We start from the raw sequence: 22,925 nt of genomic DNA on the forward strand, positions 1-22,925 counted from the left end.
AGATCGGCCTTCGGCCTGCAGTTTTTGCTGGGAATGCAGGCATCCTTCCTGCTATTAAAAAGTAGGTAGAAATTAGAACGCACTTCGCGCTGCAAGACCGCTACGCTGTAAGAATTAAGAGACTTGACTTAATTTTTTGCCGGGAGCGTCGATTGTTAATCGGCATTAAGTCATGCCTGTAGTAAGCGCTTCAGCCTGTGGAATAAGGAACTTGTTCAATGCTTCGTTCAAGTTATGAACATTACCGTCAATTTCTAAACATGATTTTCAGTAAGCTCCACGACCGTTAATAACTGCTGGAATTGTGAGAACAAGTAGTTTTAAATCTGTAGTAATGTTTCTTTCACAGATGTAAGTATAATCCATGATGACTTGTTCGTTAAACGGTATATCACCGCGTCCATTAACTTGCCAAGTACATGTTAAGCCCGGTTTTACACTTAGGCGCTTACGTTGAAAAGGAGTGTACTGAGCCACTTCATCGAGTGTGGCGGGGCGTGGGCCCACTAAGCTTAAATCTCCGGTGAGGACTAAGAAAAGTTGGGGTAATTCATCAATGCTGTACTTTCTGATGATGCGACCGATGGGCGTAATTCTAGGATCATCTTTCATTTTAAATGTAATGGAGTCTTGATGCATGTTTTGAGCTAATAAATCAGCTTTCCTTTGTTCAGCATCTTGGTACATAGATCTGAATTTTGGAAATAAAATAGTTTCACCATTCAAACCGGCCCTTTTTTGCCAAAATATAATAGGCCCTTTGGAACTCATTTTAACGCAAATGGCTGTAATGATGAGTAGGGGGCTTAAAGCCAGTATGGCAGTGGTAGAAACTGTTACATCAATTAATCTTTTTAACTGAAGGTAGGCAGTGCTTTGTGAATAGTTTTGTTCTGTTACGCCAGACATGACTTTGGTTAGTTGCATTATTATACTCCGTATGTTTTTGGAGTATTTTAAAAAAGTATGTTCCAGAATTATAAATAATTATACAAGCATATGAAAAATAGCAAGTTATATATATTAACGTATTATTAACAAAGGTGGTCAGTGTGCGGTTTATGTGAAGTTGCTGTGCGTATAAGTAGTCATTATTTAAAGTCTGCGGGTTTTATATCGTACTTTTTCATTTTGTCGTATAAAGTTTTACGTGGGGTTCCTAAAGATGCGCAAGTATTGACCACTGAGCCATTCTGAGCGCGTAGTTCTTCTTCAATAATATGTTTTTCATATTGCCCGACTCTGTCTCCAATAGGAAGTCCATTAGAAGTGGTGAAATCAGAAATACTTTTAGCATTATTTGACGTTGGTGAATCACCTAGGTTTTCCGGAAGGTTACCTGTTATGACATAGCGCTCAGCTATATTGCGAAGTTCTCGAACATTTCCTGGCCAACTGTAAGCAATTAATTTGTTTAAAATAGTTTGGGGGACTTCAATAAGTTCTCTTTTATAAAGTGTACAAAATTGGAATAAAAAGTGATTGTAGAGAATGGGAATATCATCTGGGCGTTCGCTAAGGGAAGGTATTTTTACAGGGATCACATTGAGACGATAATAAAGGTCTTCCCGGAAGTCGCCTTTATCGACAACTTCTTTTAAGGGGATTTGTGAGGCGGCGATGATACGTACATCTAGAGGGATCAATTTGTTACTCCCTACTTTTTCAATGACCCGTTCTTCTAGAAAGCGAAGGAGTTTCACCTGCATGCTCATGGGCATTGAATTGACCTCGTCTAAGAAGAGTGTGCCTCCATTGCATTCTTCGAATTTACCTTTGCGAGAGGTCGTAGCGCCAGTGAAAGCTCCTGCTTCGTGACCAAAGAGCTCAGAATCCATCAAGTTCTCTGGAATAGCCCCACAGTTAATGGCAATAAATTTTTTATTTTTTCTATTTGAACATTGATGGATATAATTTGAAATGACTTCTTTTCCGGCACCCGTTTCGCCAATGAGCATGACGCTGGCATCTGAGAGTGCTACAGTTTTTAGCGTATCTTTGAGGCGGAGCATACTCGCAGATTGACCAATGAATTCTTGAACGCCGGAGCTTTTTTTTATCTGTTGACGGAGAGTTTTGTTTTCAATGGTCAGTTGTCGCTTTTCGAGGGCTCGATGAGCAGAAGACAGGAGGTATTCTTTGGAAAGAGGTTTTTCTAAAAAATCGTAAGCACCCGCTCTAAGTGCTTTCAGTACATTTTCGACTTCGCCATTTCCAGTTAAGACAATGACGGGAATTCCATCATCTATTTTTTTGAGTCTATCTAAGACTTCGAAACCATCGATTAGAGGCATATTAATGTCTGTAACGACGACCCCTTGCCAACCCGCTTGGATCTCGGCGAGCATTTCTAACGGCTCAGAAAAAGTTTTTATTTTAAAGGCTGTTTTACGCATGATTAGTTTCATGGCATGCAAAAAGTTTTTATCGTCATCGACAAAATAAATTTCTTTACTCAAGACTCGGCTCCTAATTTCTTAAATACCCCTTAAGATATGAGCTTCACTTAATTGACACAATTTTTTATGCGAAAAACTGCACACTTTTATAGTATTAGTGCAGATTATTGCTTAAAAAAGTTTTTTAGTTTTCTTTTTAAACATGATAGTTTAGTAAATTCAGCAATTATAGTCTCTTGCTAAGAGACAAGATGTCAGTATGACGAAATATTTAAGGCGAGGTTCATGAGAATAAGTTTTTATACAACGATACTAGTTAATTCTTGTATGTTAGTAGGGCTTACAGCTGTTGGTATAGTTTTCTTTAGAGCAAATACGATTAATAATGAGCAAGCAAGGGTGCAATTGCTGCGTCAGGATATGGTACAAACTAAAGAGGCCTTGATTCTTGTTAATCAATGGAAGAAAACTTTGGATATATTTCTTCAAAATCCTGAGATTGGCTTAGATAGGAGTTTGGAGGAACAAATTCAAGCTGTGAGCTATATAAATCAGCAATACTCCGGCAATGAAAATATTCTAAAAGTTAGTCAAGCCATGCACGAGATTTCGGATAAGTGTCAAAAACTATCCATCAATTCATCAGCTAAGGATTTAGATAAAAAAATACTTGATATCAAAGCCTTAGCTAAAGATCTCAATAAGCCGGTCCTAAGTTTACAAGAAGATTTAAAGTATAGAATTAGGCGTAATGAACAATATTTGGAAGAACTCCAGAAGTTTTTTTCCCTAACAGTTTATGTATGTCCTATATTATTTGTGATTTTTACTTGGGTGATGCTAAAGTGGTCAAATCGTACGATTGTTCAGCCTCTAAAAGAATTAACAACTCAAGCAAGAAAAGGTGGCATTGAGCAAGCGGGCTTTTCTTATCGACCTCCAATGGAAGTGAGACATTTGGCAGAAAGCTTAAATGAGTATGTAAGCGCTTTGGTAGAGGCAAAAGAATTGGCTTGGCAAGAAGCTAGGCAGAGTGAGTATACTAATGCACGAATTGTCAATATTATGGAGACAGCTGCGGATGCGATTATATGTACGGACTCATCCGGCAATATCATTCAATACAATGCTTCTTTTCGTCGTTTGACGTTTTTGACTGAAGATTATCAAGGTGAAATGAGCTGTCAGGGTTTTTTGCCCAATTTAGAAATTGATGACTACACGCATGATGTGATGGAAACGTTTATTAGTGTTGAACAGACTCAACTTAAGAATACTAATGGTGAGTTGATTGCGATTGAATTATCTATCAGTCATTTTAAATACGAAGATGTCACCTATTTTACGATGGTGATACGCGATATTCGAGAACGAGAAAGAATGCAACAGCAAATTCTGCAAGCACAAAAAATGGAATCAGTCGGTACACTTGCCGCGGGGGTGGCGCATGAGATCAATACTCCTACTCAGTATATAAGAAATTATTGTAATTTTCTTCAAGAAACTTTTGACGATATAAAGAAATATTTATTGTTAGGTAAAGAACTTAAGGACCCCAAGCTATCATCGCTTGCGGAAGAAATAGATGTTGACTTCATTTTGGAAGAAGTTCCTCAAGCTTTAAAAGGCAGTATGGAAGGATTAGATCGAGTTGGTGAAATCGTTAAATCTATGAAAGTTATGGCTCATCCATCTAAAGCGGAGAAGATACCTTACAATATTAATTCCTTACTCAAAGAAGCGACAGTATTAACGAAAAGTCAATGGAAGAAGGTCGCAGAAATTAAATTTTTACTTGATGAATCTATGCCTGAAATCCCTTGTTACCCAGGCTTACTCTCACAAACCTTTATCAACATTATTGTCAATGCGTCACAGGCGATTGAAGAACAGATAAAGAAGCAAACTTTTGAAACTATGGGTGTGATAACGATAAGGACTTCAATGAAAAGACGAAATATTCTTATCAAAATTTCCGATACGGGTATAGGAGTGGACTCCAAGTTTAGTACAAAAATTTTTGATCCCTTTTTCACAACTAAAGAAATAGGGGTGGGTACTGGTCAGGGCTTGGCTTTATCTCATGATTTTGTTGTAGGTAAGCACGGTGGAAGTATAAGTTTTGATTCAAACCCTGGACTTGGTTGTAGCTTTACCATTATGATTCCTTTTGTGAATTAAAAGGCTTGAACTGGCATGCAGAGTTTTTGCTGCTGTATATCACTTATAATCATGTCGATTAATTCATTTGAGAAGCATAGCGTATCTTCACGCTCCATGTATTCGAATGCAATTTTGCAAACTTTATTAATTTCCCTTGGGCAGCCGCGAGAAAATCTGTAAATCATTGATATTGCTTCTGATTGTATTTCAGATTTTTTATCTATTTTGTTTAATCTAAATTCTATATAAGGTGCTATATCGTCCTCTTTGAGGTATGGCAAATAATACATGAGTCCGACTCGTTGAGCAACTGTGGGGCATTGATTTAGTGTTTGGTTAAACTCAGGCTGTCCACAGAAAATGAGTGATACACTGGAATGAGCTTCATTGCTATTGGTTAAGCATTTAAGGTTCTTCAAGCATTCAGTTGAAATCATTTGGCATTCATCAAGCACAATAATTAAATGGCTACCTGTGGCTATGATGTAATCATTTAGTATTTTTTCGAACTCATTATGAATTAGATAACGATCCATCTGCAGTTCAGCGGCCTTACGCACACCGCTTAATTGATAGATTATGGTGTCTAGGATAGCCTCGTAAGAAATATTTGATGAAGGTATGTAAACGATACGACTCGAGTAATTTATTGATCTAGCAAGTAGTTTGCACAGTAAAGTTTTTCCTGAACCAATTTCCCCCGTAAGCACACCAATGTTGATGCCTCTATCATTACTGATGAATTTCAGTCTTGATATAGCCTCAGTATGTTGTGTACTTTCGAAAAAAAAATTCGGATCTGGATCCGTTTCAAAAGCACAGTTTAGTTTGTTTTGAGTTAAGTTCATTTGTTTACCAATTTTCATTTGATTTTTACTAGAAAACCGCGAGCCATAATTAATTATTTAGTGCTAAGCCATTACTTTCAAGCGATTTATGTTTATTAGAGTGATGTACTGCTACAACGATAGAACTGATAATTATCATTAAAAAGTACTGAGGGCTCTGACGAAACCCAAGTTGTAACATACTTTGGAAGTGAAGTGCTAAGCAAGCTCCCAAACATGAGGCGCTTACTGTAAGTAAAAAAGGATCCTTTCTGCTAGTAAATATATTTTTAACTGCGATAGCAAAAAATCTTAGCCAAATAAGCATAAAGGCTAATAGTCCAGGGTAGCCGAGTTCTCCTAAATTAATAAACCATAAATTATGTGGGGGAGTTCCGGGAGGTAGTTCTTCATCTACTTCTGAAGCATATTTTAACCATGACCAAGCGGAAAAATTGCCTATACCAACTCCAAAGACTTTGTCAGCTGCCATCATTTTAGCTTTCATGTTATATTTTCCTCTGTAAGCCATATCTTTTTCAGCATCCTGTTTTCCAAAAAAACGATTGATAAGAGTATCCGATGATTTATAAAGTACTACACAAGTCATGAAAAAGCCTAGAGTAAGTAGAATTATATTTTTAACTTTAATTGTTTTGATAAATAGAATACTTAAACAAACAAAAATCCCTAATCCCATAGCAACTAAGCCTCCCCGGGAAACCGTTAGAATAACGCACAGTCCGCTACAGGCGACTAAGAAAGAGTAGAGTCCTGATCTGAACCATGATTTTGAGTAAAGAATGAGAGGGAAAAACATGGTGCCTAGCATGGCCATATAAGTTGAAAAGGAGTTAGCATGACCAAGATTTGTCTTAATTCGGTGGAATCCAAAGAGGTAGCGATCTCGTAAAGCAAGTAAAGTTAGGTAGAGCACTGTCATGGCAAGACCCCAGTAAATAATTTTAATATATTCAGAGTCTTGTAAATAATTGACAAGTATCCAAAATAGAAAAATTCCCCGCATAATTTTACTAATTTCAAATAATGGGTACAACCAAAGTTCAAATTGAGCATAGGGTGGGGGGTAAACGGTATATTTATTGGTAGTGACGGGATCAGGAGTTGCAATGTTTTGACAGTTTAATGCCCAAGAAATTAAAGTAATACTTAAGTAGATAAGATAGGGACAGGACAATGCTGGTAAGAGAACTTTTTTATGTTTGTTCCAGTTTACAAGTAGGTTGCCAGCTAAAATAAGAGCACAAATATCGATTAAGCTGAGTTCAAAACCACGAGTAGAAGCTCTATAGAATTCTCTAGAAAAGAAGTTGATTCCAAGTTTGTCAGGTTCACAACTCGACCAAATCAACAGAACAAAGAATATCTTGGTAAAAGTTTTATGAACTTGGCAGAGCAGCACTCCGAGGGGAACGCCCGCACAGAGGACTGCGAAGAAGATTATGTACTTATATTCTGACAAAATAAATCTCAGATCGCAAGCAGCTTTTGCTGATGATCTGTAACCACCGCTTCTAAATGACCTACGAGTTTATTGATGTAATTATCGAAGTTGTATTTATCATTTACAAATTTCCTTCCAGATTGTCCTAGTTTTCGCGTTAATTTTTTATCATTGAGTAAGAGGTCGATTTTATCGGCCATCGCTTGTATATCCATCCATGGAATGAGGAAGCCTGATGTGTCATCAATCAACCAATCTTTAATGCCACCAGCATCAAAGCCAATGACTGGGAGTCCATGTCTTAAGAATTCAAGACCCACGGTGGCAATAGGTTCGGGCCATACGGAAGGCACAGTTCCCATGACTGCCGATGCATAGATGTTGGACAGCTCTTCTTGACTCACAAAGCCTTTGAAAATTATTTTATCTTCTAAGTTAAGGTCTTTGACGAGTTGTTGGCAGTACTCCTTGTGTGATCCACTGCCAAAAACATAAAGTTTAAAGTCATTTTTAACTAATGAAAGAGCATTAATTAGGCAGTCTAAGCCTTTCCCTCGAATAATTTGTGTGGCGAAAACAATAATATTTTCATCACTATATGTATTAATAGGGACTTGGCGTTTGGGGAGTGGGACAGGTGGGAAAATCTTAATTTTTCTTTCTTCAAAACCTTGAGTAATAAGCTCATCTTTCATGTACTGACTTACGACAAAAACTTCGTCAAATGATTGATTGATTTTGATTTGTTGCATCTGCTTAGTATAACTTACCCAAGCGATTTTACTTCCAGATTCATCACGCTCGCGTTTGAGGGGGGCCATGCAGGGCACGATGCAAGCTATGCCTGCTTTTTTGGTACAAATTTTACGGGTGAGAGGGTTATATTTGTAGCTTCTCATACAATACATATCGTGGTCATGTTGCATGCGGATCAGAGGGCAACCGTAATCTCTGAAGGCCTGCAACATGCCCACGTTCATGCATTTGTGAACGTAAATGACATCGGGTTTTTCATTGTTTAAGAGCTTCCAGCACTGTTTATATGCGCGGTGATCTTTGGCATCAAAATCATATAAATGCTTTGTGGAGATTAATTCATCTAGAGTTTCGGAATCTTTGTTTGTATCTTCATTATAAATAAATTGGACATCAAAATTTTGACTAATGAAGGGAAGAGTCACATAGATATGTTGTTCAGCGCCGGAGTAGCGCCCAAAGCGTTCGTTGACTAAGAATAATTTTTTCATTATGATGCCTTCTCAATTTTAGTTTTAAGTTGAATTAATGAGTCAGCTTCGCTCGCCATTTTGGTGCTATGGGTATCTTTCCAAATATTTTGGATATGTGAATTCTTGATCTTCGAGTTACTCACGAAAATTACAGGTAAGTCAATAAGCCAAGCCGCACAAGTAGGTATAAACATTTTGATTTTTCCCATTGTGTTGAGACGAGAGAGTCTTTTGAAACGTACGTTTAAAGCTCCCTTGAAGACAAACCAACGCTTACCTTTCATATGTTTATCAAACTCCTGTTTCAACCAATCAGGGTTATTAGTGATTGCTGTTCTAACAATTTGAATGGCATTTGCTTTTGATTTATTTTGCTTAATAATTTCTTTAAACATTCTCCACATGGAAAAGGCGACAGTTTGGCGTACTTGATTGTTAAAGTAATTTCTGGGTCCCGTATAGGCTTCAAAAACATGTGATACGGAATAGTTGTTAATGATTTTTGAGTTATCTACTGCGCTTGTTAAGCCATTTGTACAGGCCATGAATTTCAGATAAGTATCGTCAACTAAAATTTCCTTAGGAATGAAAATCTTTCTCAAGAATGAAGCGCGAGCACAATAGAGTTGTCCACATAGTTGCCCAGCACCTTTTTGAGTAATTTTAGAAAAGCCTAAGGAAAATCTTTTTAGGAAGTTATTCGACTTAGAGAAATGAATGTCCTTAATAGGTAGATCAGTGGAAATAAGTGCTTGCGGATTATTCTCAAGGCTTTGTATCAAAGTTTCGAAATTATTTTTTTGTTGAAGCAGGATATCGCCATCCATCATGATGATGTATGATTCCTGAGGGCTTGAGTATTTATGGATGAGATCATTCCAAGCAGGTATTTTACCCGGTTCGTCTTTATCGATAACTTTGTATTCTAAGTTATGAACTTTGCGACTAAATTTTTCGAGCTCCCTCTCACATATTGCGGAACTATTATCAGAGCAAGCATTAGCGATTATTATGATCTCAACTTGGTATTTGTAAGATCTAAAAATATTTTGCTGGAAAACAGTTTTTAAAGTTTTAGCTATGATGGCTTCTTCATTGTGAATCAGCATTCCGATTAAAATATTCATGTATCAACCCTTTAGTTTTTAGGGAAGTAGTTGCGGGTCTTATGCCAAAAAATAAAATAATAATCATAAGTTATTTATTTATATGTATTTATGTATTGTTTTTAGTGTTAAGTAGGCTGTAATTTCACTTTTTGGTGACGGCATTTTGCGGAAATTCACACTTTTTATCCACTAAACTTATTAAGCTTGCTGAGTTGATAGGAGGAATGATTTTAACGAAATTTTCTAAATGATCCAAGTCATCTGACCAAACGATAACTAATTTCCAGAGAGATTTCTTCCCTTGAATTCGAAGGAGAGTATCTTGACTGATAAATTCGCTATAGGAAGCACATTGACTGTGCTCACTTTGGAACCAATAAATAAACTCACGTACTAAGTCATCTCTAACAAGCTTTAATTTGGAGACAGATTTTTCATGCGAGTTTGCATCTGAAAAAGTAATTGTTTCACGTGATAAAACATCCCATCCGATACCAAATTGACAATATTCAGGAGTATGAATATTTTGACGTTTACCTTGGGATGAGATGACCATAAGACCTGCAGCGAGGTCATCCTTTTTGTACAGTCTATTGAGAACTTCATTACCTTCAGAATTCAGATCAAAACCTTCCCAATCATTTATATAATAGGGGTAATAAATTTTTTCTTCGAGAGACTCTGTATTGACCTGTTTTAAATGATACAGTTGAACTCCAAGCAACAAGCTACTGAGTAAAAAAATAAAGTTATAGCTTGTTTTGGGTAGCGGGGGAGTACAGGTAAAAACTTCTTTTTTATATTTTAAAAGGACTACAGTAAAGAGTATGAAACAAATGCAGAATTTAATGATCAAAACCTGATCAATGTGCAGGTTAAGTAGCTCCATTATCTTTTCATTTGTTTTGGGAAATCCGCAAAAAATGATTAATAAGAGAGGTGATTTTCGGTAGGTGTTTTGACTCCCGAACTCAATTAAGTTAAGCGAGCTAATTAATAATAGGAACGCTATGCCGAGAACGTAATTGCTGGGACTATGAAAGTAGACGAAAGATGTGCCTATTAGTGTAAAGCCTGCTGCAAAAAGTCCGTATCTAAATTGACTATGATTTTTTGAGCTTAGCTTGGCGTGATAGATATAAGCAAGAGTCCCCCACAAGAAAAAAACAAATGACCATTGATCGTTGGTATTATAAGAGGTTCCTTGCCAGTCACGCAAGCAAGCGGATAAAAAAGGAATCATGCAAATGATTAGGAGAAGTAGACTCGGAAAGAACAAGGAAAATTCCCGTAAACCCTTTTGTTTTGAAATAATTTGATCACTTAGTTTTGTCAAAATATAGATAGACAAAGCGAAAAAAATGAGTCCCAAGACGGTGTGCATAGGGGTGTCGGCATGAATGATCACCCCACTCCAAGAGCTTAATGCAATGAGCGCAGAAATCCGCAGACCATTCAAAGTAACCGCCAGGGGAAGACTTAGGGCAATTAATTTTAGTTTACTTATAGGATTTAAATCTTTTGTAATAACTGCCATCAAACATGAGCAAAGCATCGTCACCTTAATGGCTTTCGAGCCATTGCATGCAGGGATAATATCAAAAGTCATATCAGCTACTTTTAGAATTGTGAAATCTCTTTCAATATTGAAACCGGTAAAGGCTAAAATATTTTCTGCAAAAATAGCAGAGATTAAACGCAATTGGGTTCCCCATAGTTCATTGGCGAAATCAATAGTTTCTGATATTGCTAGGAATGAGCAAAGAATGATGCCTAAAGCAGGGATTAAAGATCTTCCGTAGAGTTTTTTAAACATCTCAGGGCCTCCTGTTTTGTTGCGTCATCCCAATTTAAATTACGATTTGTCAGCAATCTCGTAAGTGACAGTTTATATTTTTTGACTTGTTTTGCTTTATAGGTTTCCGCTAAGATCAGTTCTTGTTCAAGACTCAAATTTTCTCGGCCTTCAAGAAGAGTTTGTAATTCTTGTTGTTTATCGGAAGCTTTCAAAATTTGTACAAGAGTATCTAAAGTTTGTCGTGTGGGTAAACGTTCAAAATTTGCTTTTGCTTGATTCGCAAAAGTAGCTAAATTTTCTACTTCAGCACGAATAAGACAGGAAAGTAAATTATTGGAAATAAGAACGTTGTTTTGGTTTAAAATCAAAGCACTTTTATAGCATTCAGCAGCGCCTAAATAATCGTTTTTTGCAATGGAAAACTGAGCTAAAGATTGCCAGATCACAACTTGATTTTTTTGCACTTTTATGAGGTCATCGCGTTTGTCATGCAAGGACAAAGCATGGTAACAAAGTGTTTGAAAATAGAATGATTTTGAATCGGTGTTCTTAGGAAGCAGCTCGAGTGCTTGCTGAAATTTTTCAGCTTGAATTAAATGAGCAATTTCAAAATACTTCATTTCTGATTTAGTGAATAGGCCTGGGTCGTTTTTTAAAATATCACTCCAGGTATTTTGGGGTTTGGAGATGAGCATTTTTGCCAGGTTTTTCTTGATAAAGCTACGGTGCTCAGCAAGTCGTGCATATTCTAGTGAAGTTGCATAGTTTTGAAGAGAGTAATTCAATTCACTTAAGAGAGCTAAAAGTGATTGATTTTTATTCACCTCAAGGCTTTCAATTTGCTGAAGTACTTTTTGCAAGAGGGCTTTATTCTCATGATTCGGTAAATCTTTAAATATGGCTAGAGAAGATTTAGCTTTAATGACGATAGCTTGATAAAAGTTCCCCTTGGCGAGGATGAGCTTTTGGGAATATTTGAGGGCATCCGTGTAGTTTTGTAACTCATAGGCTTTTGTCGCTAATAAAAAAATTGCCTCTAAATCATTCTGTGCAATGAGTGGCTCAAGATGAGTTTTCATAGCTTTGTAATCATTATCCTGAGCTTTAATCCATGCCTTACAGAGTAAAATGGCTCGTGGAGTCGACCCCGCTTGAGAGTGACTTTTTAGTAATTCTAGAGCAGGTATTGACTGCCCTTGAGATTGGAGGTAAAGAGCGAGATCAGTGGTGGCAGCAATGCTTCCTTTAGAATGAAGTTCTTGCCAAATTTTCACAGCTTGTTTCGGGTCGTTTTTTACCAGTTGATTAGCTTTGAGAAGCATTTGGTCATCTTCATTATCCAATGAAAGTTCATTAATTTTGGAATCGAGTTGTTCAGCTGTGATTGATTTGTTAAGAGTAAGATTCTTAGCCTGCAGTTCTTGTCGGAGAGCTGACGAAAAAATTTCTTTGCCCGGCTGAAGTATCTTCATATTCTTTTGGTAGAGAGCCAGTGAAGCTCTAGAATATTTCTCCTTGTGTATTTGTGCAAGAATTTTTAAAGATGATTGATAACGTCCAGAAATATGTAAAATCTGCGCTGTATTTAAGAGATAGTGATGGGAGTTGAGAAAGCCATAATGAAGTCCCTCAATTTGATCAATTTGACGATTGAATTCAACCCTTTTCATGATACCCACTGCAAGTGCACTCTGATTAGTCGAAATCAGCATGCGACTATACAAATAATTTTGCACGAGGTGGCTAGAGTTATTTAAAGAAATTTTACCCTTATTTTCATTATTAAGCGCTTCCTTAAATATCTTATAAAATTTAATTTCTTTTTCGATTGTTTTTTGATTAATAAAAAGTTTAAAATGTTGACTTCTTCCAGAAATATTGAAAATAGCGCGGCTATCTTTGCTTGCGGACATCACAATATCGTCGATATAAGCCTCAGCTCCTTGCCGCATGATGCGCAGGAGAAACATATACATTCTGGCATTGTGGGCACAAGCGAGAGCATTCACATCTAACTTTTGACAAAAAATCATTTCTGTCAGTTGATCTTCAGCTTGGCTCGAATTGCCAGTCTTGAATTCCATGAGGATATTTTTAAGTTGCCATTCCAGATTTTCTGGGTATAAATTGGTGATTTCTTGCCGAGTTTGATTGGCCTGGTTCTTAAGGTTTTGAACGAGTTCAAGTGAATAAATTATATTGAGAGTTTCAAAGTTTTTAAAATTCTCAATATCTCTAAGTTTATTCAAGAATTCGTAAGCTTCTTTAAATTTATATTCCCTTATAAAACTACGGGCAATGAGGTTTTTGGCTTCGATACGAGCACTTTTTTGCCAACAGCTTCTAGCTTCGTTAACTAAACCCATATCTTGATAGATCATGCCTAGCTTAATTTGCTGAACTTCTTGATTTGCCAAACTATTTATGTATTTCAAAGCCTCGGGCTGAATAGAGGTTTTCTGGCTCAAATCTCTGAGGATATAAATCGACTTTAATTTTCCTAGAGAAATCGGAGCTGAAGTTTGTTGCGTAAAAACTTCCTTCACAGCCTCTAAACTCAATTCCTTATGATCAATTTTATCTAGGTATTGAATCGCCTCAATAGTTTTATCCTTAGATTTGGAAACCTTAGGTTTGTCTTCTTTATCTATAAGAAAAAAAGCTAGGCTTCCTAGAGAAAGAAGCCCAATGGTACTAATGACAATTAAACGCATAGTTTATCCGAAGTTAAATTCTGTATCTTCTGAATATTTCTTGTAGAGAATGAAACCGGCAATTAATACGAGTAAGTAAAACTCAGGTTCAGGTGCCCCTGCAGGTACAATCGGAACTTTGGAGAAAGATCCAGCTTCGATAAATACTGCAGAATCCCATACTCTGTCTCCAGCATCTGCTACAGCTAATTTTAAACTGTAAGTTTCTCCAGCTTCTAATCCGGTTAATTTGGCAGTAAAAGTATTGGTAAAACCATCAAATGAAAAATCAAAATCCTCATTATTACTAGGATCATGATGAGGATCATTGTTATTAAAATAATCAAGGTTTTGATCTGGGTTGATACTATTAATAGCAACAATGTCATCTCCACCCGGGATGAGTGCATAATTTTCACCGTTTATGAAGAATCCAAATGTATCATTATATGAGCTTCCCACCCACTCGGTGTATTCCTCAGAAGCAAAGGCATAATTAAAATAAGCACTATCCCCTTGAGTCGTAAAATCAAATTCTAAACTTGTAGCATCAAAGGTATTATATCCCGGTATTAAACTGTTTAGATCACTATCTCCAGCTTGTCCTAAATTTGTGGATGTTCTACCAGAAGTATTATCGGCTGTAATACTATTTACATTCCCAGAAGATAGAATAATACCGCTATTCATCCCAAGCCCCGCATCTAGACCATTATTGAAATAACCAAGGCCTCGTTCATCGCCATTATAAGTGATATTGCTGATGGTAACACCGGGATCTATGTAAGCCTGTTCATCTATCAATGTATTAACGAGGTTGTTTACATTATCGAATTCAGAAATGATAATTTCTGCTTTGAGGTTAAAACTGCCTATGAGTAATAAGCTGAGTAGGGTTTTCATGTGAGCTCCTTTATATTTTAGCTTGTAGGAGAATAAAGAAAGATAAGTGCTTTTATTATTTTATTTTTTATAAATATCTAATTTTAAGTATTTTATAAAAAATAATTTATCTCAGTAAAAACCCCTGTGCGGTTTTCTTTACATATATTTGTAACAAAATGTAGACAATATTTGATAATCAATTCAATGACTCGGAATCCCTAAGTATTCTTTGCATAGATCAATGATTTTATTTTTTATAAAGCATTATAATAAAGTAACTTATGTATTGTTTATTTTTTGTGTTCCAGCTTTTTGCTAGAGTCCTTCAAAACCAAGGAGTTATAAAATGAATATGAAACGTGTCGCCATCATAATGAGATCCAAAAATGAGCAACCCTATGTGCGAGCTGCATTAGAAAATTTACTTTTGCAGACTTATTCCTGTTACAATTTATACAATGTTGACTCAGGTTCTACAGATGGCACTTTAGAAGTCGTAAAAGTTTTTAGTGAATCAGTTAAGAAAATTTCTTCAGATAGTTATGTTCCAGGAACCGTTTTAAATGAGATGATTGAGCAATGTGATGAAGACATAATTGTCTTCCTTAATGCAGATGCGATACCTCAAAATATCGACTGGTTGAAGAACTTGCTGAAGCCAATTTTGGATCAAGAAGTAGATGCAACTTTTAGCAGGCAGTTAGCCAGGCAGGATGCACATTTTATTGTAAAATATGATTACTCTCGCGCATACAGAAAATCAGATGATACAGATGATGATTACAAGGCTTTCTCAGCCGTAGCCTGTGCATTCAAACGTGAGGTTTGGGAGTCAGTCAAATTTTATGCTGATGGTTATGCGGAAGATTTAGTTTGGGCCACTCAGTGCCATAGAAGTGGTTTTAAATTTCAATATGTACACAATGCCGTTGTGGAACATTCACATAACTACGAGATTAAGAGTTTATTTCGAAAGAAATTCAGACATGGCATTGTGTACTATCGCTTAAAGATGTTAAAGCCTTCAGTATTTCGCCAATTTTATTATTGTTCTCGTGAAGTGGCACGTGACCTGCTCAAATCATTTCAGAAATTAAACATAAAAACAATCCCCTATAATATACTTTATAGAATTACGATTCATTTAGCGGTTTATCGGGGTGTTAAAATTGCGGCTAATCGCAAAGAGGCGGAACTATGAGTAAGTATACTGTTAATGCAGGGGGCAAGTTTGATTTACTTGTGGACCAAGATTTGTGTCGCATTGTAGCGGCTTGTTTGAAATCGAAATATTCTCAAAATATCAAAGCAATTGTTCTCATGGGTTCATACGGACGAGGAGAAGGCACGGCATTTCAAGGTTCAGAGGGTTTACAACCCTTTAATGATTATGATTTAGTTGTGGTAGGCAATGCTATGAACGAGTGGAAACGCCGAAAAATCCAAAAAGAGTTTCATCGCTTAGAAAGAGAATTAGGAAGTGAAATCGGGATTACGGTCGATCTTTTTTTACATACTGAAAATAGTTTGCGTCGAGCAGATGCAAGTCTAATGAATTATGAAATGAAGTACGGTCACATGGTTGTGTATGGTGATCCTGATATTTTGAGTTTGATGCCAGAATACAGTTCCGTTGATCTATCCGAAGCGACTCGTCTTCTACTTAATCGAGGTAAGCTATTGCTCGATATTTCTCGTAGTCTTAGGAAAAAAACATCAGATGAACCCGATAAGCTTAAATTCAAAAAATTTCTTAATAAAGTCGTTCTTGCTATGGGTGATGCGGCACTAATGGCGTCCGGTTACAGAGGGATTTACTATAAAGATAAGCTTGATGAAATTGAGAAAATTCAGGGCTTTCACAATTGTGAATGGCTGATAGAAGAATATCAATCGGCGATTGCCTTTAAATTTATAGGTGATGAAGAGTTACTGCCTAAAGATATAGAGGCTTATTATGAAGAGCTCCAAGTGAAATTCCTAGAATTTTATTATGATTTTGAAAGTATAAGACTGAAAAAAGATGTGCATGAATTCAGTCATTACTTTGATGTCATGTCTCATAAATCTAGAAAATCATCCTTCCAAAAATACATACAAAATTTCTATCTCAATCTTCGTGGTTTTGGATTATCCAGTTTAAACCATCGTTCGTGGTTGGGGCGGCATCCGCGAGAACGGTTATTTACAGTGTTTCCACTTTTGTTTAAACCAAAGCTTAGCTTAAATGAATCCATTTTAGTAAGTCGTCTCCAAGGCTGTGAGAAAAATCAAGAGAATTGCCAACAAAAATTTTATCAACTAAGAGAGAAATACCTATGAAAAAAGAAAAATTAGCCCTGTTTTTGTTTGTAGATGCCTTTGGGTGGGAAATTCTCCAGAAAAATTCTTTTTTCTTAAAAGATAAAATCATAGATAAAAGAAAGTTGGAGACGGTTTTTGGATACTCGAGTGCTTGTGATCCCTCAATTATTTCAGGTAAGAGCCCAAGTGAGCACGGCCATTGGAATTCCTTTTATTACGCTCCTAAAACGTGTCCTTATAAATGGTTGAAGTATTTGAGCTTTTTACCCAACAAATTAATGAACCATCACCGCGTGCGCTCAAAATTAAGTTCCTGGATTAAGAAAATTCATGGTTTTACAGGTTATTTCATGCTTTATAATGTTCCCTTTAAATACTTGCCTTTTTTCGATTATGCCGAGAAAAAGCGCATTTGGGAACCCGGTGGCCTGAATCATGGAGAAAGCATTTTTGATGAGCTCCAGAAACGGAATGTCAATTTTCATACACACCATTATGGGCAGAGTGATGACGCTAAGATCTCAAAACTTGAAGATAAAATTAAAAATCAGAGTATTGAGTTTGCTTACGTTTCTATGGGAGGTTTGGACTCCCTCATGCATAGCGTGGGAACTCAACATAAAAAAGTTGAAAAACAAGTTCGCTGGTACGATAAACGTCTAAGAAAAACCTTAGATTTAGCAGAAAATCATTATCAAGAAGTGAAATTTTACGTCTTTACTGATCATGGGATGCACAACACTCAATCTATTTATGACCTCCAAGCTGCAGTTGGTACTTTAGATCTTCAATATAATAAAGATTATGTGGCTGTATACGATTCAACAATGGCGCGTTTTTGGTATTTTAATGATAAAGCTAGACAGGAAGTCCGATCATTACTCAATGGCTCCGGGAGAGGGCGGATTCTAAGTGATGAGCAATTAAAAAGTATGGGAGTGTATTTTGAGGATCAAAAATTTGGCGAAGATATTTTTCTGATGAATTCAGGTGAGCAAATCTGCCCGAGCTATATGGGAGAGAATTTTACGCCAGGTCTCCATGGCTATGATCCCAAAGATAAAGATTCCTATGCTCAAATTTGCGGTAATCGCACCTTGAGAAAGGACTTACAATCGATTAAGGATATTTATAAAGTTATGGTGGATGAAATGAATTGGCTACTTAGCTAAAATGTCTAATGTATTTACAGCTAAAGCCTTGCGTTCGGTACCGTGGATGGTGTCGGCAAAAGCAATAAGTTTCATCGTCTACTTTTTTGTGTCTATAATGATCGTTAAGGCTTTAAGCCCAGAAGATTATGGCGTATTAGCTCTGTCAAAAAACTTTGGTCAATATCTTATAATCTTTTGTGCACTAGGATTAAATACCTGTATTTTACGTTACTTACCTGAGATTGAACTTGGCAAGGATTATTCGGGTATAAAAACTTTTTTACTTAGAAGTTTAATGTGTCAGTTAGCAAGTTGGCTACTGGTGATCTCTTTTATCTATTTTATAAAAGCCCATGTTTTTAACTACTTAAGTAGTAGTTCAGAGTTACTACTAATTGCTGTATTTGTATGGATATTGGCATGGATAGTCAAGAATACTGTTACTGATAGTTTAACGGCCTTATTTGAAGCTAAGACAGTGGCAATGATTGCCGTATTACAGTCCGCTTTGGTATTAGGTGCTATACTTTGGGTGTGTGCTCAGGAGAGAATACGCATTGAATATATTTTGGTTGCAGAATTTTTAGCATTAGGTGCGACAGTTTTTTGTGGCTTATATCGTTTAAAACAGTGTTTGAAAAAGCCAGGGTCTGTAGAAAAATCTCTTATACCAGCACGACGCGTATTAAAGTTGGCAAGCCCCGTTTGGTTTAATGGTTTATTGCGTTCATTAATGTTGCAATATACCGAAGTTTTTGTTTTAGCATATTGCTTCATGCCGGCGGTTGCGGGTTTCTATGAGTTGGGATATAGCCTTCCGCTCTTAGCTATTACATTTATCCCCATGGCCCTACAAACTTTGTTTTCCTCTGCCTTTGCCGAGGCATATCAAAGAGATAAAAAACTGTTACCAAAAATGGTAAGTTCGATGTTCAAAGTCTTAATTCTCTTATCAGTACCTCTTGCAGCTACAGGCTTTTTATTTTCCGAAGCCTTAGTTCAAAAATTATATGGAGAAGATATGCAAGCGGCAGGAGTTGTTGCGAAGTATTTCAGTTTAATACATATATTACCATTAATATCTATGCCTTTATCTATGGCTGTTACCACATTAGAAAAAAATTCTCGTACAGTGGGCCTTCTTATCTTACAAGTGACCGTAAATATTGCTTTAGATATTATTTTAATTCCACAATATGGACTAATGGGTGCAGTGTCAGCAGTATTCCTAACTTTTATCCTAACAATACCTATTAGATTGAGTGTTATTCGCCGATTAATTGGTGGCATTTGGTTTCCTATGAAGTTTTTTACTAAGGTTATTCTTGTGGTTACAACTTTAACTTATTTAGCTTCTTTATTACCGAGTCATTCCAGCTTATGGGCTAGTTTTGCCCTCGCGTTATTATTTGTAGTGAGTAATTGGTTGGTACTTTGGCGCTTTAATTTACTTGGGCCTTTATTGGAAATGATTAGGAAAAAAGCAAAATCATCTACAGAAAAACAGTGTAACTAAAAAGTGAATTGTGTGTGAATTAGTGCACAATTAATGGTTTTCCAAGCTTCTTATATTTATATATATATTTAATTATTAAGTACTTATGTATTTAATACTAGGCTTTGCACGCGGTCTTATATAATTCCCCTACAAACAATGAATCAAAGAAATAAAGGGAAATTATAAAATGATACTAACATGTACAGATATTTTTGGGATCCCGGTTTCGACTTTAGGTCATAAAGAAACCGTTAAAATCCTTCCGGAACTTCTCAGACGTTATAAGAAAGATAATAAGTCACAATATATAGCGACACTTAACATGGATTTTTTATCCAATTGTTTTCACACTTTTAGCCTGAAAGTTAAAAATAATGAACTCTATGATACTTTAAAAAATGCTGATCTTGTAACTGCAGACGGTATGCCAATCATTTGGTTTGGTAAAATGAATAATTCTAGAATTCATGAGCGTGTTACCGGGGCGGATATGATTTTTGATGTGGCGCGTTATGCGTCTCTTTTAGGACACAAAGTTTATTATATTGGAGAGAGTACACAACTCTGCCGCAAAGCGCATAATAAGTTAAAAACTATTTATCCTCGCTTAAAGTCAGCGGGTTATGCATCACCTATGGTGTCTAATGAGGGGGAAATACTAGATGACGATGAATTACTAAGTAAAATTAATAATTCTGGAGCTAAAATTTTACTTCTTGGACTTGGTAACCCAAAACAAGAAATGTTTTTTAGACGTTACAAAGATCAGTTGGAAATACCGATCACTATTGGTATTGGGGGCACATATAATTTTGTTACGGGTCATGTTAATAGAGCCCCAAAATTACTACAGAAAGTTGGTATGGAATGGGTGTATCGCCTGTGTAGAGAGCCAGGGAAACTATGGAAAAGATATTTTCGTCAAATACTTTTGATGTCATCATTTGCACTTCATGGCCGCTTAAATATAATGCAATATTTGTCCTACAAAGTATTTGGCTTGACGGATCAGTGGGAAGGTTTAAAGGGATCAATTAAAATCATGGGGCGATTCAATGAAAAAATGTTGAATCAAGTTAATCGTTTAGTCAATGAAACATCTTTTAGTCAACTTGATATTAAAGATGTTACAGTGGCAGAAGGAAGGACTTTAGCCGTATTGAAAAAGACTTGTCAGATTCACCAAATTCCCTTGATAAGCAATGACTTAAATGCTGAAAAACAAAAACCAACTCAATGGCTTAGAAGAACGAAGTCAATGATTACTAGACTTATGTAGGTTTCAGTCGTCATGGAATTTAGAAAAAACAATATTGATCGTCCTGTTCAAAAGTCATTAAGCTTCAATAGTTTAATTAAATCTAAGGGACATGACGATTCCCATGAAGGCAGTGTGGTTGATAAAGGTTTAAATATTCCTAGAACTCAACACACTGACATGGGTATGAACTCTACAAAAGATATTTTGACAGATATTTCAGGTCGTCATCCTTTTCAAGATAAAGTGTTTAAGGGTTTCGATAGAAAAAATATTTTTGCCAACTTTGATTGGATGAGCATTCTCATAGATATCAAAAAAAGACTTCCTTACTTGATCGTCTTTATCATTATGATGACTGGGGTAGCAATTTATTTTACTTATACAAAATGGGGAAGTAAACAGGTTTATGTTGCGCATAGTAAAATGCTGTATAAAGAGATTAAATTTGAGAGTAAGCAGGTTCTACCTACTAGTACGAGCTTAGCTATGCTTCAACATAAAGAACTTCTTAAAAATGCACTTATACGTTTGCCGGAATATAAAACAATTAGTGAGTTAAAAGCCGCGATCAATGTAATTTTTGATAAGAAATCAAAACTCATCAATATTGAAGTGACAAGCCGCAATGAAGGTCAAGCTATTAATACGGCGAATATTTTGGCTGAGCTAGGTATTGCATCAAGTAAAAACTACTACTATCGCCACTTTCAAGAAAAATACAGCAATCTCTCTAATCAGGTTAAGCTAACTGAACAAGACATGATTGTACAAGATCGACTGATTGCTCAGGCAATGAAAAAAAATGGAGCACTTAATACGCGTGGTCAATACCGTATTATTATGGAAGCAATGAGCTTACAAGAGCGCAACCTACTCGAAGCAAAAATTGATTATAAGAAGCAACAAGTTCAATTGGAAGTTTTGAAAGCTGAATATGCAAAAATGCCAGATGAAGTGGTACGTAATTCCTATGAAGATAACCCATTAAAAGCCCAATTAACTAATACAAAAATGTCTTTGTTTAATGCGCAATCAATCTACGGTGAAGGCAATCCTAAAATCCTTGCCATTCAAGAAAAAATTGAAGGTCTCAAAAAACAATTGGCCTCCCAGGATATTAAATCGACACTTCAAAAAGTTTATATGCCTAATACCCGCAAACAAGAAGTTTATATGGAAATTGCAAGATCCGAGGGACAGTTGAAATCAGCAATGAATCGCATCGAATCAATTCAGCTAAATTTAGAGCAACAGAAAAAAGAACTCTACGCGGTACCTGAAAAAGAAATGAAACTCGACGATACCCTTCGCAAAAGAGAAGCGACTGCACAACTTTTAGATGTTTTGCGTAAAAAGCAACAAGATGTTGAGATTATGATGAAAAGTGAGATTAAAGATTTAACTCTTTATGAATTTTCAGATCAAGCTTCGTTAATTCAGCCGATAAAGCTTCTTGCCTTGGTGCCAGGAACAGTAGTTTTAACTTGCCTCATCAGCTTTATGTATCTTCTCATTAATTGCGTTTTAGATCAATCGATCAAAACAAAGAAGCAACTAGACATTAATTTCAATATTCCCTGTGTCATGCAATTAACCGAAAGTCATAACTTAGAAAAAAATATGTTCAAAGAATTTGCCAAATTAGTAGGGATGAATAATCCACAGTCTCTTAATAACGTGATCTGCCTTCAATCTCAAACTGATTGTGATGCATCAGAAAACTTGGTGAAGTTTTTGACAGCAAAAAACAAATCAGTATTGATGATCACTTACAGCCATAATTTTGAGGCAAGTGACCGTACGCCTTCATGGGATCTCGCAATGGATTCTAACGAGGAGTCTTTGATTGACACGGCACACATCACCAGCGAAGGACAAGTCTTGTTCACTGGCCTGCTGGACCGTTTAAAGAAATTGAGTTATGACTATGATTTTATCATTGTTTCTTTGACGACCGAAGAAATTGATAAAGCCCAATTAGGAATTATTAACTTTGCAGATTGGTACTTCTATGTGGTCGATGCTTGCCATACTAAGCGTGCAAATTTACTTCAAAAACTTAAAGAAATGGAATTTAAGGGCATCTGCCCAGAAGGCTTCATTTTGGATAAAGTTAAAGAACCATTATTGCAGGTATAAG

16 protein-coding genes are annotated in these 22,925 nt (G+C 36.3%); 7 read left to right on the forward strand and 9 right to left on the reverse strand.

Features of this window, described 5'->3' with window-relative positions:
* Nucleotides 1-267: 267 nt before the first annotated feature.
* Both LNTAR_RS07285 and LNTAR_RS07290 read right to left on the reverse strand, forming a co-directional pair.
* Entirely contained in the window at nucleotides 268-927 is a 660-nt protein-coding gene (locus tag LNTAR_RS07285; RefSeq protein ID WP_007278023.1) for a sugar transferase, read from the reverse strand.
* A gap of 164 nt (nucleotides 928-1,091) precedes the next feature.
* On the reverse strand, nucleotides 1,092-2,459 hold the full coding sequence (locus tag LNTAR_RS07290) for a sigma-54-dependent transcriptional regulator (RefSeq protein ID WP_007278024.1): 1,368 nt from the start codon (nucleotides 2,457-2,459) through the stop codon (nucleotides 1,092-1,094).
* Between the two features lie 225 nt (nucleotides 2,460-2,684).
* On the opposite strand from LNTAR_RS07290, the gene LNTAR_RS25340 reads away from it, so the two are divergent.
* Nucleotides 2,685-4,580, forward strand: a complete 1,896-nt coding sequence (locus tag LNTAR_RS25340) for a sensor histidine kinase (RefSeq protein WP_052607308.1) — start codon at nucleotides 2,685-2,687, stop codon at nucleotides 4,578-4,580.
* On the opposite strand, the gene LNTAR_RS07300 is transcribed toward LNTAR_RS25340, so the two are convergent.
* The 7 genes from LNTAR_RS07300 to LNTAR_RS07330 form a co-directional block, all read right to left on the reverse strand.
* Nucleotides 4,577-5,428: an ExeA family protein gene (locus tag LNTAR_RS07300; protein WP_007278026.1), complete on the reverse strand. Its 852-nt coding sequence runs from the start codon at nucleotides 5,426-5,428 to the stop codon at nucleotides 4,577-4,579. The two genes, LNTAR_RS25340 and LNTAR_RS07300, sit on opposite strands and share 4 nt — an antisense overlap.
* 31 nt (nucleotides 5,429-5,459) lie before the next feature.
* On the reverse strand, nucleotides 5,460-6,872 hold the full coding sequence (locus tag LNTAR_RS07305) for an O-antigen ligase family protein (protein ID WP_007278027.1): 1,413 nt from the start codon (nucleotides 6,870-6,872) through the stop codon (nucleotides 5,460-5,462).
* An 8-nt stretch (nucleotides 6,873-6,880) separates the two neighbouring features.
* On the reverse strand, nucleotides 6,881-8,101 hold the full coding sequence (locus LNTAR_RS07310) for a glycosyltransferase family 4 protein (protein WP_007278028.1): 1,221 nt from the start codon (nucleotides 8,099-8,101) through the stop codon (nucleotides 6,881-6,883).
* Complete coding sequence (locus LNTAR_RS07315) at nucleotides 8,101-9,210, reverse strand: glycosyltransferase family 2 protein (RefSeq protein WP_007278029.1); 1,110 nt, start codon at nucleotides 9,208-9,210, stop codon at nucleotides 8,101-8,103. Before LNTAR_RS07315 ends, LNTAR_RS07310 begins: the two co-directional genes overlap by 1 nt.
* Before the next feature lie 124 nt (nucleotides 9,211-9,334).
* The gene (locus tag LNTAR_RS07320; protein WP_007278030.1) at nucleotides 9,335-11,008 is read right to left on the reverse strand and encodes an exosortase/archaeosortase family protein; all 1,674 of its coding nucleotides are present in this window, start codon (nucleotides 11,006-11,008) and stop codon (nucleotides 9,335-9,337) included.
* A complete protein-coding gene (locus LNTAR_RS07325; protein ID WP_007278031.1) occupies nucleotides 10,978-13,704 on the reverse strand; it encodes a tetratricopeptide repeat protein in 2,727 nt (908 codons plus the stop codon). The genes LNTAR_RS07320 and LNTAR_RS07325 overlap by 31 nt, the downstream gene beginning before the upstream one ends.
* A 3-nt stretch (nucleotides 13,705-13,707) precedes the next feature.
* On the reverse strand, nucleotides 13,708-14,586 hold the full coding sequence (locus LNTAR_RS07330; protein WP_007278032.1) for a choice-of-anchor L domain-containing protein: 879 nt from the start codon (nucleotides 14,584-14,586) through the stop codon (nucleotides 13,708-13,710).
* Between the two features lie 328 nt (nucleotides 14,587-14,914).
* On the opposite strand from LNTAR_RS07330, the gene LNTAR_RS07335 reads away from it, so the two are divergent.
* From LNTAR_RS07335 to LNTAR_RS27535, 6 genes are all read left to right on the forward strand, one after another.
* Nucleotides 14,915-15,769, forward strand: a complete 855-nt coding sequence (locus LNTAR_RS07335; RefSeq protein ID WP_007278033.1) for a glycosyltransferase family 2 protein — start codon at nucleotides 14,915-14,917, stop codon at nucleotides 15,767-15,769.
* A complete protein-coding gene (locus tag LNTAR_RS07340; protein ID WP_007278034.1) occupies nucleotides 15,766-16,890 on the forward strand; it encodes a nucleotidyltransferase domain-containing protein in 1,125 nt (374 codons plus the stop codon). Before LNTAR_RS07335 ends, LNTAR_RS07340 begins: the two co-directional genes overlap by 4 nt.
* Nucleotides 16,887-18,044, forward strand: a complete 1,158-nt coding sequence (locus LNTAR_RS07345) for an alkaline phosphatase family protein (protein WP_007278035.1) — start codon at nucleotides 16,887-16,889, stop codon at nucleotides 18,042-18,044. Before LNTAR_RS07340 ends, LNTAR_RS07345 begins: the two co-directional genes overlap by 4 nt.
* Before the next feature lies 1 nt (nucleotide 18,045).
* Nucleotides 18,046-19,542, forward strand: a complete 1,497-nt coding sequence (locus LNTAR_RS07350; RefSeq protein ID WP_007278036.1) for an LPS O-side chain biosynthesis protein — start codon at nucleotides 18,046-18,048, stop codon at nucleotides 19,540-19,542.
* Between the two features lie 169 nt (nucleotides 19,543-19,711).
* The gene (locus tag LNTAR_RS25345) at nucleotides 19,712-20,803 is read left to right on the forward strand and encodes a WecB/TagA/CpsF family glycosyltransferase (RefSeq protein WP_007278037.1); all 1,092 of its coding nucleotides are present in this window, start codon (nucleotides 19,712-19,714) and stop codon (nucleotides 20,801-20,803) included.
* 12 nt (nucleotides 20,804-20,815) lie between these two features.
* Nucleotides 20,816-22,924, forward strand: coding sequence for a GumC domain-containing protein (locus tag LNTAR_RS27535; protein WP_007278038.1), 2,109 nt, complete (start codon nucleotides 20,816-20,818; stop codon nucleotides 22,922-22,924).
* Nucleotide 22,925: the final 1 nt, after the last annotated feature.

Source organism: Lentisphaera araneosa HTCC2155 (genome assembly GCF_000170755.1).
In the GTDB taxonomy this organism is placed as follows: Bacteria; Verrucomicrobiota; Lentisphaeria; order Lentisphaerales; family Lentisphaeraceae; genus Lentisphaera; species Lentisphaera araneosa.

What these genes read in the sequence shown, in the direction of transcription:
- LNTAR_RS07300 (WP_007278026.1), bottom strand. Translation starts at nt 5,428, where the DNA reads ATGAAAATTGGTAAACAAATGAACTTAACTCAAAACAAACTAAACTGT.
- LNTAR_RS07325 (WP_007278031.1), bottom strand. Translation starts at nt 13,704, where the DNA reads ATGCGTTTAATTGTCATTAGTACCATTGGGCTTCTTTCTCTAGGAAGC.
- LNTAR_RS25340 (WP_052607308.1), top strand. Translation starts at nt 2,685, where the DNA reads ATGAGAATAAGTTTTTATACAACGATACTAGTTAATTCTTGTATGTTA.
- LNTAR_RS07335 (WP_007278033.1), top strand. Translation starts at nt 14,915, where the DNA reads ATGAATATGAAACGTGTCGCCATCATAATGAGATCCAAAAATGAGCAA.
- LNTAR_RS07345 (WP_007278035.1), top strand. Translation starts at nt 16,887, where the DNA reads ATGAAAAAAGAAAAATTAGCCCTGTTTTTGTTTGTAGATGCCTTTGGG.
- LNTAR_RS07310 (WP_007278028.1), bottom strand. Translation starts at nt 8,101, where the DNA reads ATGAAAAAATTATTCTTAGTCAACGAACGCTTTGGGCGCTACTCCGGC.
- LNTAR_RS25345 (WP_007278037.1), top strand. Translation starts at nt 19,712, where the DNA reads ATGATACTAACATGTACAGATATTTTTGGGATCCCGGTTTCGACTTTA.
- LNTAR_RS07285 (WP_007278023.1), bottom strand. Translation starts at nt 927, where the DNA reads ATGCAACTAACCAAAGTCATGTCTGGCGTAACAGAACAAAACTATTCA.
- LNTAR_RS27535 (WP_007278038.1), top strand. Translation starts at nt 20,816, where the DNA reads ATGGAATTTAGAAAAAACAATATTGATCGTCCTGTTCAAAAGTCATTA.
- LNTAR_RS07340 (WP_007278034.1), top strand. Translation starts at nt 15,766, where the DNA reads ATGAGTAAGTATACTGTTAATGCAGGGGGCAAGTTTGATTTACTTGTG.
- LNTAR_RS07330 (WP_007278032.1), bottom strand. Translation starts at nt 14,586, where the DNA reads ATGAAAACCCTACTCAGCTTATTACTCATAGGCAGTTTTAACCTCAAA.
- LNTAR_RS07320 (WP_007278030.1), bottom strand. Translation starts at nt 11,008, where the DNA reads ATGTTTAAAAAACTCTACGGAAGATCTTTAATCCCTGCTTTAGGCATC.
- LNTAR_RS07350 (WP_007278036.1), top strand. Translation starts at nt 18,046, where the DNA reads ATGTCTAATGTATTTACAGCTAAAGCCTTGCGTTCGGTACCGTGGATG.
- LNTAR_RS07315 (WP_007278029.1), bottom strand. Translation starts at nt 9,210, where the DNA reads ATGAATATTTTAATCGGAATGCTGATTCACAATGAAGAAGCCATCATA.